The sequence below is a fragment of the Ketogulonicigenium robustum genome (genome assembly GCF_002117445.1).
Lineage (GTDB): Bacteria > Pseudomonadota > Alphaproteobacteria > Rhodobacterales > Rhodobacteraceae > Ketogulonicigenium > Ketogulonicigenium robustum.
Window position 1 is genome coordinate 1,940,522 of record NZ_CP019937.1, and the last position, 16,643, is coordinate 1,957,164.

The 16,643-nt window shown below is 63.4% G+C and carries 13 protein-coding genes; 4 read left to right on the top strand and 9 right to left on the bottom strand.

Annotation, left to right across the window (positions count from 1 at the left end):
• Window positions 1-7: 7 nt before the first annotated feature.
• The 5 genes from BVG79_RS09655 to BVG79_RS09675 all read right to left on the bottom strand — a co-directional run bounded on the left by BVG79_RS09655 (window position 8) and on the right by BVG79_RS09675 (window position 5,354).
• Window positions 8-772, bottom strand: coding sequence for an isocitrate lyase/PEP mutase family protein (locus BVG79_RS09655; RefSeq protein ID WP_085786710.1), 765 nt, complete (start codon window positions 770-772; stop codon window positions 8-10).
• Window positions 769-1,842 (bottom strand): bifunctional transcriptional activator/DNA repair enzyme AdaA, encoded by a 1,074-nt coding sequence (locus BVG79_RS09660; RefSeq protein ID WP_085786711.1) that lies wholly within the window; start codon window positions 1,840-1,842, stop codon window positions 769-771. Before BVG79_RS09660 ends, BVG79_RS09655 begins: the two co-directional genes overlap by 4 nt.
• Before the next feature lie 100 nt (window positions 1,843-1,942).
• On the bottom strand, window positions 1,943-2,827 hold the full coding sequence (locus BVG79_RS09665) for a c-type cytochrome (RefSeq protein ID WP_085786712.1): 885 nt from the start codon (window positions 2,825-2,827) through the stop codon (window positions 1,943-1,945).
• A gap of 10 nt (window positions 2,828-2,837) precedes the next feature.
• On the bottom strand, window positions 2,838-4,616 hold the full coding sequence (locus BVG79_RS09670; RefSeq protein WP_085786713.1) for a GMC family oxidoreductase: 1,779 nt from the start codon (window positions 4,614-4,616) through the stop codon (window positions 2,838-2,840).
• 6 nt (window positions 4,617-4,622) lie between these two features.
• Window positions 4,623-5,354 (bottom strand): gluconate 2-dehydrogenase subunit 3 family protein, encoded by a 732-nt coding sequence (locus BVG79_RS09675; RefSeq protein WP_198167839.1) that lies wholly within the window; start codon window positions 5,352-5,354, stop codon window positions 4,623-4,625.
• Between the two features lie 490 nt (window positions 5,355-5,844).
• Between BVG79_RS09675 and BVG79_RS09680 the strand changes: the two genes are divergently transcribed.
• Complete coding sequence (locus BVG79_RS09680; protein ID WP_085786714.1) at window positions 5,845-7,878, top strand: TonB-dependent receptor plug domain-containing protein; 2,034 nt, start codon at window positions 5,845-5,847, stop codon at window positions 7,876-7,878.
• Window positions 7,879-7,949: 71 nt separating this feature from the next.
• Here BVG79_RS09680 and BVG79_RS09685 read toward each other — a convergent pair whose 3' ends face one another.
• The 4 genes from BVG79_RS09685 to BVG79_RS09700 all read right to left on the bottom strand — a co-directional run bounded on the left by BVG79_RS09685 (window position 7,950) and on the right by BVG79_RS09700 (window position 13,106).
• Complete coding sequence (locus BVG79_RS09685; protein WP_198167840.1) at window positions 7,950-9,077, bottom strand: lactonase family protein; 1,128 nt, start codon at window positions 9,075-9,077, stop codon at window positions 7,950-7,952.
• A gap of 210 nt (window positions 9,078-9,287) precedes the next feature.
• Window positions 9,288-11,162 (bottom strand): phosphatase PAP2 family protein, encoded by a 1,875-nt coding sequence (locus BVG79_RS09690; RefSeq protein ID WP_085786716.1) that lies wholly within the window; start codon window positions 11,160-11,162, stop codon window positions 9,288-9,290.
• 103 nt (window positions 11,163-11,265) lie between these two features.
• Window positions 11,266-12,414, bottom strand: coding sequence for a M20 family metallopeptidase (locus BVG79_RS09695; RefSeq protein WP_085786717.1), 1,149 nt, complete (start codon window positions 12,412-12,414; stop codon window positions 11,266-11,268).
• 2 nt (window positions 12,415-12,416) lie between these two features.
• On the bottom strand, window positions 12,417-13,106 hold the full coding sequence (locus BVG79_RS09700; RefSeq protein ID WP_085786718.1) for a GntR family transcriptional regulator: 690 nt from the start codon (window positions 13,104-13,106) through the stop codon (window positions 12,417-12,419).
• 155 nt (window positions 13,107-13,261) lie between these two features.
• Here BVG79_RS09700 and BVG79_RS09705 point away from each other — a divergent pair, with 155 nt between their 5' ends.
• The 3 genes from BVG79_RS09705 to BVG79_RS09715 all read left to right on the top strand — a co-directional run bounded on the left by BVG79_RS09705 (window position 13,262) and on the right by BVG79_RS09715 (window position 16,635).
• Window positions 13,262-14,758, top strand: a complete 1,497-nt coding sequence (locus tag BVG79_RS09705) for an ABC transporter substrate-binding protein (protein ID WP_198167841.1) — start codon at window positions 13,262-13,264, stop codon at window positions 14,756-14,758.
• Between the two features lie 51 nt (window positions 14,759-14,809).
• Window positions 14,810-15,727: an ABC transporter permease gene (locus BVG79_RS09710; protein ID WP_085786720.1), complete on the top strand. Its 918-nt coding sequence runs from the start codon at window positions 14,810-14,812 to the stop codon at window positions 15,725-15,727.
• A 68-nt stretch (window positions 15,728-15,795) separates the two neighbouring features.
• Complete coding sequence (locus BVG79_RS09715; RefSeq protein WP_198167927.1) at window positions 15,796-16,635, top strand: ABC transporter permease; 840 nt, start codon at window positions 15,796-15,798, stop codon at window positions 16,633-16,635.
• The last annotated feature ends 8 nt before the right edge of the window (window positions 16,636-16,643 follow it).

Below are 16,643 nucleotides of genomic sequence, written 5' to 3' on the forward strand. Positions count from 1 at the left end.
GCGCGGCTTAGTAATAGGCGCTGGCCGCAGCTTGCAAACGGGCCATCGCGTCGCGGTAAGGCGCGGGGCCCATGCTAATCCGCGCAACCCCCAGCGCGGCCAGCGCGCTGGGGGTGGTCAGATCTTGCCGCATCATGACGTTCACCGGCAGCGAGGACGCCGCGCAGATTTGGCCGATCAGGGTCAGGTCGGTCAGGCCCGGCACGAAAAAGCAATCCGCCCCCGCCGCCGCATAGGCCGCGCAACGTGCGAGCGCTTCGTCGACCAGCCCCGCATGATCGGTAGGTGACGTAGCGTGTAGAAACAGGTCGGTGCGGGCATTGATGACGGCGGGCACGCCGCACGCATCGGCGGCGCGACGCACGGCCTGCACACGATCGGCCTGCACGCCTACGGGATAAATCCCCCCGCCGTGGACGACCTGATCCTCGAAATTCAGCCCGACGACGCCGCAATCGAGCAGACGGCGCACGTTTTCCCCCACGCCCTGCGGGTCGGGGGCATAGCCCCCTTCGAAATCGACCGTCACGGGTAGGTCGACGCTGGCGGCGATGCGCCCCGCACTGGCCAGCGCGGCGTCCAGCGGCAATGCCTCGCCATCAGGGTAGCCTTGCGCTGCGGCCACCGACCAGCTGCCGGTCGCAAGCGCCTTGGCGCCCGCCGCGGCCACCGCTGCCGCACTGCCCGCATCCCAGATGTTGACCAGCACCAGCGGTTCATACGGGACGTGAAGGCTACGCAGGTGCAGCGCCTTGTCGGTTTGGGTCGTCATGATGCTATTTCCTTGTTCAGTATCATAAGCTTGCGTTCAATTTCGATCAGCCGCTGCTTGCGCCACAGCCCGCCGCCATAGCCCGTCAGCGCCCCATCCGCGCCGATCACACGGTGACAGGGGATCATCAGCGCGATCTGGTTCGCGCCATTCGCGCGGGCGACGGCGCGCACGGCGCTGGGGCGACCGATTTGGCGGGCAATGTCGGAATAGCTGCGCGTCTGGCCAGCGGGGATCGTCCGCAGCGCATCCCAGACCGACTGGGTAAAGGCGCTACCTGCAACGGCGAGCGGTGTCGTAAAACGGCTGGACCGCGCGGCGAAGTAGTCGGCCAGTTCCGCCGCAGCTTGGTCGGATGGCGGCTGGGCCCCCACGCCGATGGGCTGGCGCGCAGCGGCCTGCAGACGGCGCAACTCGGCCGGTAGGGCCTTGCGGTCGACGAATTCCAGCAGATGCAGGTGGGTGTGGCTGCTAACGGCAATCATGTCGCCCAGCGGGGTGGGAATCCACGTTGCGCGCAGCAGGGCATCGGCGCGCAAATCGGCAGGCGCGCAACCCAGTAAGCGCGCAAAGGCGGCGCGAAAGGCGCTGGCGGACTCAAAACTGGCCTCGTGCTGGGCGGTGATGACCTTGGCCCCTTCGGCCAGCGCGGTGAACCCCTCGCGCAGACGGCGCTGGCGGGCCATTTCCAGAAAAGTCATGCCGAACTGACGTTTGAAACTGCGCCGGATCGTCGATGGATCATACCCGAGGCGCGCGACATCGCCTTCGGACCAGCGCCGGTCGGGCTGCCCATCCAGCGCCTGCAGCAGCGCGCCAATGGCCGGGTCGGCTAGGGCGGCGGCCTGCAACGGGTGACAGCGCTTGCAGGCGCGATAGCCCGCATCGATGCATTCGCCGATGGTGGCGAAGAAGGTGCAGTTTTCGGCCTTGGGTTTGCGCGCGGGGCACGTCAGGCGGCAGAACACACCGGTCGAGGCCACGCCCACAAAGGCCTGCCCATCGAACCGGTCATCACGCGCCAGAAGCGCAGCGTAGAGGGTTTTGAAATCGGGAAGATCGAACAACATGCCACCCGTTTACACCAGTAGCATCGCGCGTGCCGCCGCTTTTCGGGCGCCTATTCTTTTTCTTGCCCGCCGCGGATGCAGCGGGCAAGACGGCTGCGCATTACAGCGGGTTGCGCGGGTCGTATTCGCCAGCCAATTCGCCGCCATCGGGGGCGTCGGCCTCCAGATCCTCGGTCAGCTGGTCGCGGATTGCCTTGACGTAGTCGGCATCGATCGCAGGGGCGTCATTCCCCCAGCTAGAGCGTAAAAACGTCACCAGTTCCGCCACTTCCGCGTCGGAATAGCGCCACGCAAAGCCCGGCATTCCCATGATGGCGGGCCGTGTCGCGGTGGGTGGCAGCTGCGATCCTTGCAAGATGGCGACCACCACCAGATGCGGCTCGGGGGCGAGGATCGTCGGGTTGCCCGCCATGGCAGGGAACACATCGGTCGCGCCCAGACCGGTGGTCATGTGGCAGGCCGAACAGCTGTCCTGATACATTTCGGCGCCCCGCCCCGTAATCGACCCATCGGCGAAGGCATCATGCGTCGCCGAATCGGGGGTGTAGCTGGCGGTTGACTGGTCCGAGGGGGCGAGCGACTTCAGATAGGCCGCAATCGCGTGCAGATCCTCGTCCGGCATGGCTTGGGTGGTGTTGACGACCACCCCCGCCATCGCAGGGCCCAAGACGGCCGAATGGGCGTTGCGCGCGGTGCGCAGCGTGTCGACAATGTCTTGTTCGGTCCAGTTCAACAGCCCGTCGGCATCGGCGCGCAGACTGATCGCGTAGGACCCATCGAACATCGCCGCGCCTGCCAGATAGGTCGGGGCGCTAGCGTCTGCCGCTGTCGTCCCGTCGGCGGCGCGGGGGGTGTGGCAGGCCCCACAGCCGCCGGTGCCATCCACCAGCGTCGCACCGCGCGCCACATCGCCATCGGCTGCCAAGGCGCTGCCGCCCGCCGCGATCACGCCCGCCGTCATCGCACCACGTAGAAGATTTTTCATCTCATCCCCCTTATGCGTCGACCATGGGCTGGCCGGGATTTTTCAGGTAGATCTCGCGGATATTGTTAGCGGCCCAATAGGCCAGCCCGCCCAGAAGGCCGGTCGGGTTGTAGCCGTTGTTCTGCGGGAAGGCGTTGGCCCCGACGGCGAACACGTTGGGCACATCCCATGTCTGCAGATAGCGGTTGATGGCCGAATCTTTGGGGTTATCGCCCATGATCGCCCCGCCGACCGCGTGGGTGCTTTGGTACTGGGTGGTGTTGTATTTGGTGCCCGGTGTTTTCGCATCCCCCGTGAACGACAGCGGGTTCAGCACGTCGACCAACTGCTTGCCCCGATCAACGAAGTATTGCGAAGCTTTGATCTCGTTATCGTGCCAGTTGAACGTCATGCGCAGCAGCGGGCGACCGAAGCCGTCTTTGTAGGTCGGGTCAAGGTCCAGATAGGCATCGCGATACGACATGCAGGCGCCCTGCACCTCGAAGTAGTACTGGTGGCGGAAGTTGTCGGTAACCGCTTGTTTCCACGCAGTGCCCCAGCCTGGGGTTCCCGAAGGGACCGAAATGCCCCGCACAGGCCCCGCGCCCGGTTGCCGCGCCCAGACGATACCACCACCGACAAAGCCCGATTCCGAGGCGTCCAACTGTTTGCCGTTGAAATCATCCATCGTGTGGCCGGACCCGCCAGTGCCGATGAAGCCGTTGGCCTGCACGTCTTTGTCGAAGAACATCGTCAGCCGGTTCAGGTTTTGGTAGGCGTAGTTCTTGCCGACCACGCCTTCGCCCGTTTCAGGGTCGTAGGGTTGCCCGATGCCCGAAAGCAGCATCAGATGCACATTATACAGCGAGAAGGCACACAAGATCACCATGCCAGCGGGCTGGTTCACTTCGCGCCCTTGCGCGTCCATGTAAGTGACGCCGACGGCCTTTTTGCCGGTGCTGTCCAGATTGACTTTCAGCACATGGGCATTGGCGCGCAGTTCGAACAACTGTTCTTGCCGCAGGGCGGGCATGATGCAGGCGTTCGGCGTCGACTTCGAATAGTTCAGGCAGCCGTAATCCGAACAAAAGCCGCAGAAGTTACACGGGCCCATTTGGCAGCCATAGGGGTTCACGTAGGGCCCAGACAGGTTGGCCGACGGGATCGGATAGGGGTTCCAGCCCAACTCGGTCGCGGCCTTGCGGAACATCTCGGACCCGAGGAATTCCTTTTGCGGCGGCAGCGCGTAATCGCGCGAGCGTGGCCCCTCGAAAGGGTTGCCGCCTTCTTGCAGAACACCCTTGATGTTGCCCGCCTTGCCGGAAATGCCGCCGACGTATTCGAACTTGTCGAAGAACGGCTCCAGCTCATCATAGGTGACGGGGAAGTCCTGAATCGTCATGTCTTCGGGGATGAAGTTTTGGCCGAATCGCTCGACCAACATGGTCTTCAGCTTCAGGTCTTCGGGCAGCGGACGGAAGTTACACCCCGACCAGTGTTCGCCCGCACCGCCCACGCCGGTGCCGGGTTTGAACGAGCCCATCTGGCGGTAGGGGTGCGCTGTGTCGCGAATCCCGTGCCGGATCGTCACCGTTTCCTGCGAGAGGCTTTGCAGATACCGCCGGTGGACCGAACCTTCCAATTCATCGACCACGCGCGGGTAGGAAAACGCGGGCTGAGTGTCGCGGTCGGGCCCGCGTTCCAATCCCACAACGCGCAGGCCAGCCTCGGTCAGTTCTTTGGCGAGGATCGCCCCAGTCCACCCCATACCGACGATGACTGCGTCCACTTCTTCTTTATCGATCGCCATGATGCGCTACCCCCGCTTGCCCATAAGATCGACCGGCCCGAACGGATAGGGCGTGTCGCGTTTTTCGACCCAATCCGTGTAATCGGCCCGCATGCCGGGGTAGCCGATCATCTTCCACGACCCCATGTTCTTGTTACCGCCATGAATCGGGTCGGCAAAATAGCCGTAGCGGGTCTCGTCCCGCAAGTGCTGCCAGAAATAGCGCACGGGCACATTTTCCAACGTGATCTCGCGCTTTTCCAAACCGGTCAGGACGGCTTCTTGATCTTCGTGGCTTAAATCGGCAAATTTCTGGCCGTGATTACTGACGCACCAATCGTCGGTATCCTTAATACCGGCGCGCAGCATATCGCGAATATTCAGCCGCCCCTGATAGCCGAATTCGGGTTCGACATCATCCTGAAACGGGCCCATCATGTACCAGATGCCGCCTTGCGCGTAGCTGGTCTGCATGTGGCGGTCCAGAAACTCCACCACGCCCAATTCCACCGCGCCCGGCCCGACGTCATCCGACGGGATCAGCCGATCGACCGCAGCCGTCAGAAACGTGATTTCATCCGCGCTAAAGAAAACAGGGGTATAGGGGGTATCTTCCTGCGCAGCAGCCGGTGCAGCAGCGATCCCGCCCCCCGCAACAGCTGCGACCGGCAGCGCTGAAAATCCGCGTAGAAGACCCCGGCGCGAGGTTTGCATCTGCAAAGCCTTCTTGCCGTCAGGGTTGTCACCCTTGCCGCTCATAACGTCGCTCCTGTCTAACGATGCGGCCTATTTGCGCACGATATCGCGGCTAAATAAGCGATGAAGGTTTCGATGGGTTTTTTAGCGTTACCCAAGGGTAAGTTGAATTGCGCAATCAGATCAAGACATTTCGCCAAAAAATTAGCGGACGGATGCTTTATTTAAATCTGTTACAATTCTTGCCGCAGGCGCAGGTCAACCGATGTGCCGCAAAAGGGTGGGAAATCCCGCGACCGCGTTCATTCGCCCGCCGCGCGGCATAAATTGAGCCTGTGACCTATCGGCAACAATCGCGGGCGCAGGGCCTGCTTGTTTTGCCGATGCCTTGGATCGTGGCACCAATGGGTGCATTGGCAGGATGTCAGCCTTCAAAGCCAGCACAGATCTTTGCGCCATTGCGCATCCGTTTGGATCATGCTGCGTCGGGCTTTTCCACAGCAGCCATTTCCCGAGATGCGTCGGCCCGTGTCAACCGCCGGAGTCTCTCATTATGTCCTCATCATTTTTTTCGAAGTCGTCTATTAGCGCCGCCTTGCTGTGCGGCGCCGCGCTTGTTCCCGGCTGGGCCGTGGCACAAGACGCCGGTCGCGTCCTCAATACCATTGTCATCAGCTCGGCCTCGGGGGTCGAGACGACGCTGCAAGATGCGCCCGCATCCGTGACCGTCATCGACAGCGCGACCATCGCCGCATCGGGTGCGCGCGACCTTAACGATATGCTGCGCACCGTGCCCGGCCTGAACCTGACGCGCGGCAATGACGGCAACAGCAGCGTATCGTTCCGCGGCCTGCCGTCCAGTCGCACGCTGACGCTGGTCAACGGCCGCCGCGTCAACACAGGCGAGACCTTCGCCCGGCATTATCAAGGCAACCTCGGCACCGTGCCGCTGGATGCGATCGACCGCATCGAGGTGGTGCGCGGCCCGATGTCGACCCTTTACGGGTCGGACGCGATGGGCGGCGTCGTCAACGTAATCCTGAAAGAGCCGACAGAGGCCTGGACCGGATCGGTCACCACCGAATACGCAACCGCCAGCGAAGACACGACTGGCGATAGCCGCCAGATCTCGGCGTATTTCAGCGGTCGTGTGTCGGAAACGCTGTCGGCAGCATTCTGGGGCAAGGTCTACGACCGCGACGCGGGCCGCGCTTTCAGCTATGTGGCGCCCAACGGCACCACCGGTACCGTATCGTCCGCCGATGGATCGCGCGTGAACGAACTGGGCGCGCGCCTGACATGGACGCCCACCGCCAACACCGAATGGGGGCTAGAGCTGACCGCCAACGAAGACCGCTACAAGGTTTTCGACGGGCACGACACCAACCGCGTGCGCGCCTACGGCATCGCCCTGACCAACGAATGGTCGCTGGGGTCGGGCAACCTGTCCAGCTATCTGCGCTACGAGGACAGCTCGAACACCCCGTGGAACAGCACCGCGAACGCGTGGAACGATGCCACCGAATACGGCACCACCACATTCGAGACCCGCTACACCAACGAGACCGAGCTGTTCGGCAACCGCACCGAATACACGCTGGGCCTGACCGCCAGCCATGAAAAGCTGCACGACACGAACACCAATTCGAACGGCGTGCTGATCGAAGGCAGCCTGACCACCGCCGCGCTTTATGCCGAAGCGCGCTATCACATGACCGACGCGCTGACCCTGACCTATGGCTTGCGCGCCGACAACGACGATGATTACGGCACCAACCTGACGCCGCGCGTCTACGCCAACTACGACTTCGGCAACGGCCTGATGTTGAAAGCGGGCTTTGCGCAGGCGTTCAATGCGCCCGATCTGCGCTCGCTCAACCCCAACTATTCGATGGCGTCGCGCGGCAACGGCTGCAAGCCCTACCCCGGCCCCTGCCAGATCATCGGCAACCCCGATCTGGAACCCGAAACATCCGATAGCTACGAAATCGGCCTGAACTATCAAGGGGCCGACCTGTCGTGGGAGGTGACCGCGTTCTACAACGATGTCACCAACATGTTCGGCGCGCAAAAGACAGGCGAAACGAACGCCAACGGCTTCGCCATCTTCCAGCGCACCAACATCGACGAAGGGCGCACCGGCGGGATTGAGGGCGGTCTTTCGTGGGCCTTCACGCCCGACCTGACATGGTCGAACTCGTTCACCTATCTGGCGGTGTCGGAATTCAAATACGAATTCCTCGACCATGCCTTCCCGATGGCGACGACGCCCAAGCTGAACATCACCACCGGCCTTGATTGGCAGGCCACCGATGCGCTGACACTGGGCGGCAGCGTCACCTATGTCGGCAAGCAAGTCGGTTATGTCACCGAGGAAGAGCTGAGCGCGACCGAAGCTCGCGCCGTCCCCCCCGGCCAGAACAGCGACCCCTATTTCCTGGTCGATCTGACGGCCAGCTACCTTGTGAACGACACCGTCAGCGTCAACTTCGGCATCGACAACGTGTTCGATCAACAGCCTGACGACACCGTGTCGTACCGTGAAAACGGCCGCCTGTTCCGCATCGGCGTGACCACGCAGTTCTAATACGGCTAAAACAAATAATGGGGCCGCAGCGGCATACGCTGCGGCCCCATTTTCATGCGCGCTGGGGCGATTTACTCCTTCGGCACGATTGTCACCCACCCCGCACCGGCGCCCACCGGCGCACGATCTGCGGGGGTCAACAGGCCTGTTTGCAGATCGACCGTATAGGCCGCGATGTGATCCGACCGCTCGCCCGTGGCGACCAAAACACGGCCGTCGCGTGCCAGCGCGATGCTGCGGGGCTGCGCCTCGGTCTCGACGGTGTCGACCAGCGCCAGCGTGCCACCTTCGCCCACGGCCAGAACAGAAATACGGCTGCGCGTGCGTTCGCTGGCATAGATAAAGCGGCCATCCGGCGTCACGGCAATGTCGGCCGCCCAGATGCGCGGCACATCATCGCGTGGCGCGCCCGGTTGCAGGCCGATTTGCAAATCCTCGCCCGCAGGCAGGATCGAGGCGCGGGCCGCTTCGGTCAGCGCACCGGTGCCAGCATCGACGTCGAACGCCACCACTTCGCCCGACAGCTCGGTCAGCACATAAAGGCGGTGGCCATCCTCGGTCAGGGCCAGATGGCGCGGGCCCGACCCATCGCCGGTGGAAACCGAGGCCGTTTGCGTCAGGTGGCTGTCGTCCAGCGTGTATTGAATCACCTCGTCCGTGCCCAGCGCGGCGGCATAGGCCACGGTGCCTGCGGTATTTGTGATGATCGCATGCGCGTTGCGCCCCGCGGGCAGCACTTGCAGCGCGTCGCCCACCGCGCGCCCATCCGCGTCGATCGGCATCGCGGTGACGGCGTTACCGTTGTACGATGCCCCCAGCAGCGTCCGCCCCGCGCCGTCGAGACCGATGAACGCGATACCGTCGATCAGGTCGGCGGTGCCATCGGGCTGCAATGCGCCCGTCGCAGGATCGCGGATCAGGCTGACAACTTGTGCAGCGCCATCCCATATCGCCGCGTAAAGCCGCGTTCCGTCGGCAGATACTGTCAGCGGCGCGACATTGGGGCCAATCTCGGCCCGCTGCAGCGGGGTCAGTGCGCCGCTGGCATGATCCAGATGATAGCTATCGATTGTGCCATCGCCGCCCGCTGCCACATGGACGATGCTTTCGGCAATCGTATTTTCGGCGGCGATCGCCGTCGACATCATCCCCAACAGTCCGCCAGCGGCGCTGAGCCAAGTTCTGGTGTTCGCAAGCATATAGTTCCCCATCTGGTGGATCAGCGACCCGCCACCACGACGTACCACTGGGTTTCGGTTGCCCCTACCCTATGGCGCGCATGGCATTACGCAACGCGGCACCCCTGCAAGGCGGTGCGCCAGCGGCCCCCCGCCGATACCTGCGCCAATAAAAACACCCCCGCCGTTTCGGGCGGGGGTATGATGACGACGCCATCCGTCAAGCCCGCATTACTGCAGCGCTACGGTGATTTCTTGCGCGGTTTGCGTCACGGCCAGCGGCTGGCCATCGGCGGTTTGGGCTTGGGTGAAAGCGCCCGTGATCTGCGGGGCTTGCAGCGCGATCAGCGGGGTCCCAGCCTCCAGCGCGGCATCGACAACCAGCACGCCGCCCGTCACCTCGACCGGGGCTTGCAGAACGACACCTGCCGCACCGACGACCAGCTGCCCGCCTTCGACCAACACCTCGCCCGCACCCAGGCTGTCCGCCGCACGCGCCACCAGCATGCCTTCGGACAAGATGGTGCCGCCGGTGTAGCTGTTATGGCCCGCAAGCACCAAAGTGCCACTGCCAGCTTTGGTCAGCAAACCCGGCCCGGCGATATCGTGCACCCATGTGTCACGCACGTTCAGGCCGCCTTTGTCCGCATCCATCACCACCGTCACATCACCGGGGAACGCGCCAAAGCCGCCCGCTGCCGCGACGATGTCGATGCGGCCCCAGCCGTTGCTGTCGTCGACCAGCGGGTAACCACCTGCCAGCGCAGTCGTGGCCAGCACGACGCGGCGCGCGTCGGCGTCGAGGTACGGCAGACGCGTTTCCAGCAGTACCTCGGCACCAGCAGGAATGGTGACCGGCGCATCGGCCATCGCCGGATCTTGCGGCAGGCCATAGGTCATGCGCTGGCGGTACAGCGATGCGTTCGCGTATTCGTCGGCCCAGCGGTCGTTGGTGGGCACGTCGGCAGCGTCCAGCAGCGTCATATCGGCAGGCAGGCCCTGCGCCATCACCGCTTGCATATTGGCGAAGGCTGCGGCCTTTGCCTCGGCATTTGCGGGGTCGGACAGCACCGACGCACCAACGGCCATCGCCATGATCCGCCCGCCCATCACATCCAGCGGCGAGTGCATGCCCGTAACCACGCGGTTCTCGCCCAGTTCGGACGCGCGGGTCAGCAATTCCTCGAACCGTTCGGGCATCGCATAGGCATAGGCCAGCGCCGCCAGATAGGCCGCGTTCGTGTGGCCCGACGGGAAGCCGCCGTCTTTGCCACGGCCCCGCGCATCGCGCGCCGACAGCAGCGCGGGGATCACGCCGGTGTTGCTGTCATAGACTTCAATCGTGCTGTCGCCAAAGGGGGCGTCGCCCGTCTGGATGACTTCGCCGGTGTCGGTCATGCGCCACGGACGCGGCGAGGCATAGAAATACTTGGCCGGCGATGTGGTGCCTGCCGGGCCGCGCATCAACTGCATGAGGGCCAAGAAATCCAACAGAGCGCTGCCCTCGACACCCGCTTCGGTGCCCTCGTCATCCTCTTTGGGGTTTTGGGGGTTCAGCACGTCGAAATCGGCCAGCGTGTGGTTGATCGTCGTCACGGCACCCGCGTTGTCGCGATAGATCGGCGCCAGCAGCGGGCCCATCCCCTCGATCACCGAATAGCCCTGCGCGCGGCGGTCATCCAGATAGGCGGCAAGGGCCTCGGCCTCGGTGCGGGCGGGGCCGGTCACGTCCAGCACATAGCGCATGTTGCCCGCCCAAACCGGCGCGTTCACAATTGCCACTTGGCTGTAGTCTTGCGCGCCATCACCATTGGCTGCGCCGCCGTGCCATGCCGCATCGCCCAACGTCCAGATTTTGTCGAAGCCCGAAAGGATCTGCAGCACGGGGTTGAAGCCCCAGTCGTACTTGTTTCCTTCAACACCGTTGGCATCAACCCCCGTCTGCGCCAGATAGTTCTGAACCATCGGCAGGGGCGCGGTGGTTTGGGGCACAGCAATAGTGACGGTGCCGACGCCTTCGGGGCGTGCAAGGGCGCTGGTCGCCAGCAGGGCGACCAGAACAGTGGCAGCCGTGCGGCGCAAAAGGGCGGTCTTCAACAGGGGCATATCAGTCTTCCGTTTCCGTTTCCGCGCCGCACTAGGCACCGGACACGTCACGGAGGTGACGAAATTATGTCTTTTTCAATATAACTTATGCCCTTGCGGCAACTCAGGCGGGCGCGCTTTCCCCCTGTCCTAGCGCGACAACCAGATTGGCCAGCATCGCCAAGCGCGGCGCGATGGTCGCCGGAAAGATATGCTCGTTCGGGCTGTGGGCGTCGGCCCCGTCCGGCCCCAGCCCATCCAGCGTCGGCACGCCCAGCGCTGCCGTGAAATTGCCGTCCGACCCCCCGCCCGAGGCCATCGCAACCAGCGGATAACCCATCGCCGCCGCTATCGGCGCGGCGCGGGCGAACAGTGCGCGAATGCCCGAGTCTTCGGCAAACGGCGGGCGCGAGATCTGCCGCGTCACGTCATAGCGTACATCGGGATCCTCCGGCACCAGCGCATCGATCGCCGCCAAAACCTCGGCCTGCGCGGCGGGGTCGGGCAAGCGGATGTCGACCTCGAGTGTGCAGGTGCCAGGGATGGTGTTGCGCGTGGTGCCGCCACGGATCAACCCGACGTTCACCCCGATGCCACGCGCCGGGTCGTTCAGCGCCTCAAGCCGCAGGATCAGCTTGGCAGCCTCGCGGATGGCGCTGCGGCCATCTTGCGGGCGGGTGCCCGAATGTGCGGCGCGACCGATGATGTTGAACATGTAATGCCCGCCGCCGCGCCGCGCGGTGACGATCTTGCCCCCTTCGCGCGCAGGCTCCAGTACCAAGGCGGCGCTGGCGGTGGGGGCCAGCGCCTCGACAAACGAGCGGCCCGCAAAGGTGCCGGTTTCCTCGTCGGGAATGAACACGATAGTCAGCGGCGCCGTAGTGCCGATGGCCGCCGCTGCATACAGCGCCATCAGCGCGCCGCTTTTCATATCATAGATGCCGGGTCCATAGATCCGCTCACCCTCCTCGCGCCAGGGCGATGTGTCCAGCGTGCCGACGGGGTGGACGGTATCCAGATGTGCCAGCAGCAGCGCGGCGGGGCCGCTGCCGTCATGGTTGCGCGCGATCACCACATCGCCATGCGCATCATCGGTGACATGGCGCGTCACGCTCAAACCGATGCGCGCGGCGTGGCCTGCGGCCAGATCCATCATGCGGTTGACGGCAGCCCGATCATGGCTGGGGCTTTCGACAGCGACCCAGCGCCGCAAGTCTGCCAGTAGTGCGGCAACATCAAAATCGTCGGGCGAGAATCGGTAAGTGTTTCGCATGATCAGGCCTCGTTTAGGGTCAGGGGTTCGGGGTCAAGGCCCAGCCAACGCGAGACCTGCTTTCGTTTCGATTGGGTGTGGCGCTGCAAAATCTCGGACAGTGTATCGCCGTCGCGGGCCTTCAAGGCGACCAGCATTTCCTCGTGCTCGGCCACGGCCAGCGCCCATTCCTCGGCCGATATTGCCGCCGCAAAGCGCAGGCTGACAAAGCGGCTTTGCACCTGCCTGCGCAGATCGGACAGAACGTCGTTTTGCGCGGCCTCAAAAATGAGGTCATGAATGGCGCGGTTGTGCTTGTAATACAGCGCTCGCGCGCCCGCGTGGTAGTTTTCTAACATGGCGGCGTGATGGCCCTGCAGCGCCGCCAGCGTCTGCGCCCCCATGCGCGGCGCGGCCAGCTTCCCCGCCAGCGCCTCCAACGCCTCCATGACGATGAAACCATCCATCACCTGCGTATTGTCTATACGGGCCACGATCGCCCCGCGATTGGGAATCAACGTCACCAACCCCTCGCCTGCAAGGGTGTGAATCGCCTCGCGCATAGGGGTGCGCGACACCCCGAAGCTTTCGCACAGGGTTTTTTCCAGCAGCTTCTCGCCGGGGGGCAATGTACCATCGACAATCAGGCCGCGCAGCCTCTCGGATATCGCCTCGTGCAGCGGGATGCGGGCGAGTTGCTTAATTTCTAGCATGTTGGTCCTGCCGATTTCCAATGCGCCCCCCCGATGACGACGCGCCTGTTGACACCAGCTTCTGGGTAGGCGTGAATAAAGTATACAAAAAACGAAATGCGGCAACGCCTTCGGGCTCCATTTGCCGAAAAACTGAACAACAGGGACAAGACACGATGAAAAACCTTCTTATATCCAGCGCATTATGTGCTGTTCTGCCGCTGGCGGCGCTTGCCGGCCCGTCGGATAATTCGTTGAACTGGGCCTCCGACAGCATGCCGTCCAGCATCGACTTCTATCAGCACACTATCCGCGAAGGCATCGTTCTGGGGCACCACATCTGGGACACACTGATCTACCGCAACAATGCGACCGGCGAGATCGAGCCCCACTTGGCCGAAAGCTTCCGCTGGGTCGATGACACCACGCTGGAATTCGTACTGCGTCAGGGCATCACCTTCCACGACGGCAGCCCGTTCAATGCAGACGACGTGGTCGGCACCATCGACTACGTGACGCAGAACACGACGACCCAGTCGATCTTCTTCCTCGAAAGCGCCGAAAAGATCGACGACTACACCGTCCGCATCCACACCAAGGGCCTGTTCCCCGCAGCGCTGGAATATCTGGCCAATATCGTGCCGATCTACCCGTCTGACTACTATGCCGAAGTTGGCGTGGAAGGCATGTCCCTGCACCCCATCGGCACCGGCCCCTTCCGCGTGACCGAGGTCGTCCCCGGCGAGCGCGTCTCGATGGAGCGTAACCCCGACTATTTCGGCGGCGTCAAAGGCGTGCCCCATCTGGACAGCATGGAATTCCGCCGCATCGGCGAATTCAACACCCAAGCGATCGAACTGATGACAGGCCGCCTCGACTGGATCTGGCGCGTGCCGCCGGATGCGGTGCAACAGTTCGAAGGGCAGTCGCAGCTGAAGGTCGATTCCGGCAGCCTGCTGCGCACCGGCTTTGTCCTGCTCGATGCCGCAGGGCGTACGGGCGATACACCCCTAAAAGACGTGCGCGTCCGCCAAGCGCTATCGCACGCTATCAATCGCGACGGCATCCGCGCGGCCATGATTGGCCCTGGCTCTGAACTGCTCAACACCGCCTGCTCGCCCACCCAGTTCGGCTGCGAAGGCAATGTCGTCACCTATGATTACGACCCCGCGCTGGCCCGCCAGATGCTGGCCGACGCCGGCTACCCCGATGGCTTCAGCATTGATTTCTACGGCTACCGCGACCGCCCCGTAGTCGAGGCGATCATCGGCGATCTGAACACGGTCGGCGTACGCGCAAACCTGACCATGCTGCAAGCGTCGGCCCTCAGCACCATGCGCCTCGAAGGACGTATTCCGATGTCGTTCCAGGCATGGGGATCGAACTCCATCATGGATAGCGGCGCCAGCCTCGGCTTCTGGTTCGACGGGTCTGGCAACGACTACGCGCGCGACCCGCAAGTCACCGCCTGGATCGAAGAAGGCGGATCGGTCATCGACCCCGACGCTCGGACTGTCGCCTATTCCCATGCGGTCGAGGCCATCGCCGAGAACGCCTACATCATCCCGATGTTCACCTACGCGCTGAACTACGTCTACAACAAAGACCTGAACTTCACCCCCGTTCCCGATGAAACCCCCCGCTTCTTCGAAGCCAGCTGGGGCGCGAACTAAGGCGACCGGCGGCCCGCCACAGGGCCGCCACCTTCAACGAAGTGGTGATACATGCTGCGATATCTGATCGAACGGATCGGGCTGGCGCTTTGCGTCTGTCTGGCCGTCTCCATCCTGGCCTTTACGCTTTTGAACGCCTCGGGCGACCTTGCGGTCTCGCTGGCGGGTGAAGAGGCTACCCCCGCCCAGATCGAGGCGATGCGCGAAGAACTGGGCCTGAACCGCCCGCTGGTGGTGCGCTATGCCGAATGGCTGGGCAATGCGATGCAGGGCGATTTCGGCCGCTCGCTGTTCTTCCACCAGCCGGTCACCGACCTGATCGCCTACCGCCTGCCCAACACGCTGAAACTGGCGTCGCTGGCGCTGTGCGTGATGCTGGCCCTGTCGGTGCCACTGGGCGTGATCGCAGCGCTGCGGCCCAATTCGATCATCGACCGCGTAGCCATGTTCATCGCCGTGATGGGACAAGCGATGCCAAACTTCTGGTTCGCGCTGGTGCTGATCGTCATCTTCTCGCTCACGCTGGGATGGCTACCGCCGTCGGGGTCGGAATCGCTGCGCAACTTCATCTTGCCCGCCATCGCGCTGGGATACTACGCCACACCGCCAATGATGCGCCTGATCCGCCAAGGCATGATCGAGGCGCTGTCGTCGGACTACATCCGCACCGCGCGGGCCAAGGGCATCTCGACGCCCAAGATTGTCTTCAAACATGCGCTGCGCAACGCCGTCATTCCGGTCGTATCGCTGCTGGCCGTGCAGTTCGGCAACATGCTGGGCGGATCAGTGGTCATCGAAACCGTCTTCGGTATCAATGGCTTGGGCTATCTGGCGTGGGAATCAATCTCGCGCATGGATCTGCCGGTCGTGCAGGCCACGCTGATGATCGTCGCGCTGTTCTACGTCGTCATGGTGCTGGCATCCGACATCATCAACGCATGGCTTGATCCAAGGATCCGCATCAAATGAGCGCTGAAAACACAAACACCAGCCCCCCCGAAAACGCCACCACCACCGGCCGCCAGCGCCCCAAAAGCATGTTCGCCCGCGCGATGGCGCAACCCGGCTTCGTCTTTGGCGGCACCGTCTTCGTGCTGATCTTTCTGATGGCGGTCTTCGCCCCGCTGGTCGCCCCCTACGACCCGCTGGCGCAGGACATGACCAAGCGCACACTCTCGCCGTTTTGGCTGGCGGGGCACGACCCCGCGCACCTGCTGGGAACGGACGGCCTTGGGCGCGACTACCTCAGCCGGATCATCTATGGCGCGCGGATTTCGCTGCTGATCGGCCTGTTCACCGTGATCACATCCGGAATCATCGGCACCGTGCTTGGCGTGCTGGCCGGCTATTTCGGCGGCAAGGTCGATCTGGTCATCAACTTTTTCATCATGACGCGCTTGACGCTGCCGGTCATCATCGTGGCACTGGCCGTGGTCGCGCTGTTTGGCGGATCGCTGGTGGTTGTGGTGCTAGTGCTGGGCCTGCTGCTGTGGGACCGGTTTGCCGTCGTGCTGCGGTCTGCCGTAATGCAGGTGCGCAATCAGGAATACATCCAAGCCGCGCAATCCATGGGCTACTCCACCCCCAAACTGCTGGCGCGCGAACTGCTGCCCAACATCTTCGACCGCATGATGGTGATCGCCACCTTCGAAATGGCCCACGCCATCTTGCTCGAAGCATCACTTTCGTTCCTCGGGCTTGGCGTGCAACCGCCCACCCCGTCGTGGGGGCTGATGGTCGCCGAGGGGCGCCAATACCTTCTGTTCGACAGCTGGCTGATCCTGATCCCCGGTGCGGCGATCTGCGTGCTGGTGCTGTCGATCAATATGATCGGCGACGGCATGCGCGATGCGCTGGCCCCCGACAACCGTAATTAAAGGGAAGA

What these genes read in the sequence shown, in the direction of transcription:
- BVG79_RS09690 (WP_085786716.1), bottom strand. Translation starts at nt 11,162, where the DNA reads ATGCCCCTGTTGAAGACCGCCCTTTTGCGCCGCACGGCTGCCACTGTT.
- BVG79_RS09710 (WP_085786720.1), top strand. Translation starts at nt 14,810, where the DNA reads ATGCTGCGATATCTGATCGAACGGATCGGGCTGGCGCTTTGCGTCTGT.
- BVG79_RS09670 (WP_085786713.1), bottom strand. Translation starts at nt 4,616, where the DNA reads ATGGCGATCGATAAAGAAGAAGTGGACGCAGTCATCGTCGGTATGGGG.
- BVG79_RS09705 (WP_198167841.1), top strand. Translation starts at nt 13,262, where the DNA reads ATGAAAAACCTTCTTATATCCAGCGCATTATGTGCTGTTCTGCCGCTG.
- BVG79_RS09655 (WP_085786710.1), bottom strand. Translation starts at nt 772, where the DNA reads ATGACGACCCAAACCGACAAGGCGCTGCACCTGCGTAGCCTTCACGTC.
- BVG79_RS09685 (WP_198167840.1), bottom strand. Translation starts at nt 9,077, where the DNA reads ATGCTTGCGAACACCAGAACTTGGCTCAGCGCCGCTGGCGGACTGTTG.
- BVG79_RS09680 (WP_085786714.1), top strand. Translation starts at nt 5,845, where the DNA reads ATGTCCTCATCATTTTTTTCGAAGTCGTCTATTAGCGCCGCCTTGCTG.
- BVG79_RS09700 (WP_085786718.1), bottom strand. Translation starts at nt 13,106, where the DNA reads ATGCTAGAAATTAAGCAACTCGCCCGCATCCCGCTGCACGAGGCGATA.
- BVG79_RS09715 (WP_198167927.1), top strand. Translation starts at nt 15,796, where the DNA reads ATGTTCGCCCGCGCGATGGCGCAACCCGGCTTCGTCTTTGGCGGCACC.
- BVG79_RS09660 (WP_085786711.1), bottom strand. Translation starts at nt 1,842, where the DNA reads ATGTTGTTCGATCTTCCCGATTTCAAAACCCTCTACGCTGCGCTTCTG.
- BVG79_RS09675 (WP_198167839.1), bottom strand. Translation starts at nt 5,354, where the DNA reads ATGAGCGGCAAGGGTGACAACCCTGACGGCAAGAAGGCTTTGCAGATG.
- BVG79_RS09665 (WP_085786712.1), bottom strand. Translation starts at nt 2,827, where the DNA reads ATGAAAAATCTTCTACGTGGTGCGATGACGGCGGGCGTGATCGCGGCG.
- BVG79_RS09695 (WP_085786717.1), bottom strand. Translation starts at nt 12,414, where the DNA reads ATGCGAAACACTTACCGATTCTCGCCCGACGATTTTGATGTTGCCGCA.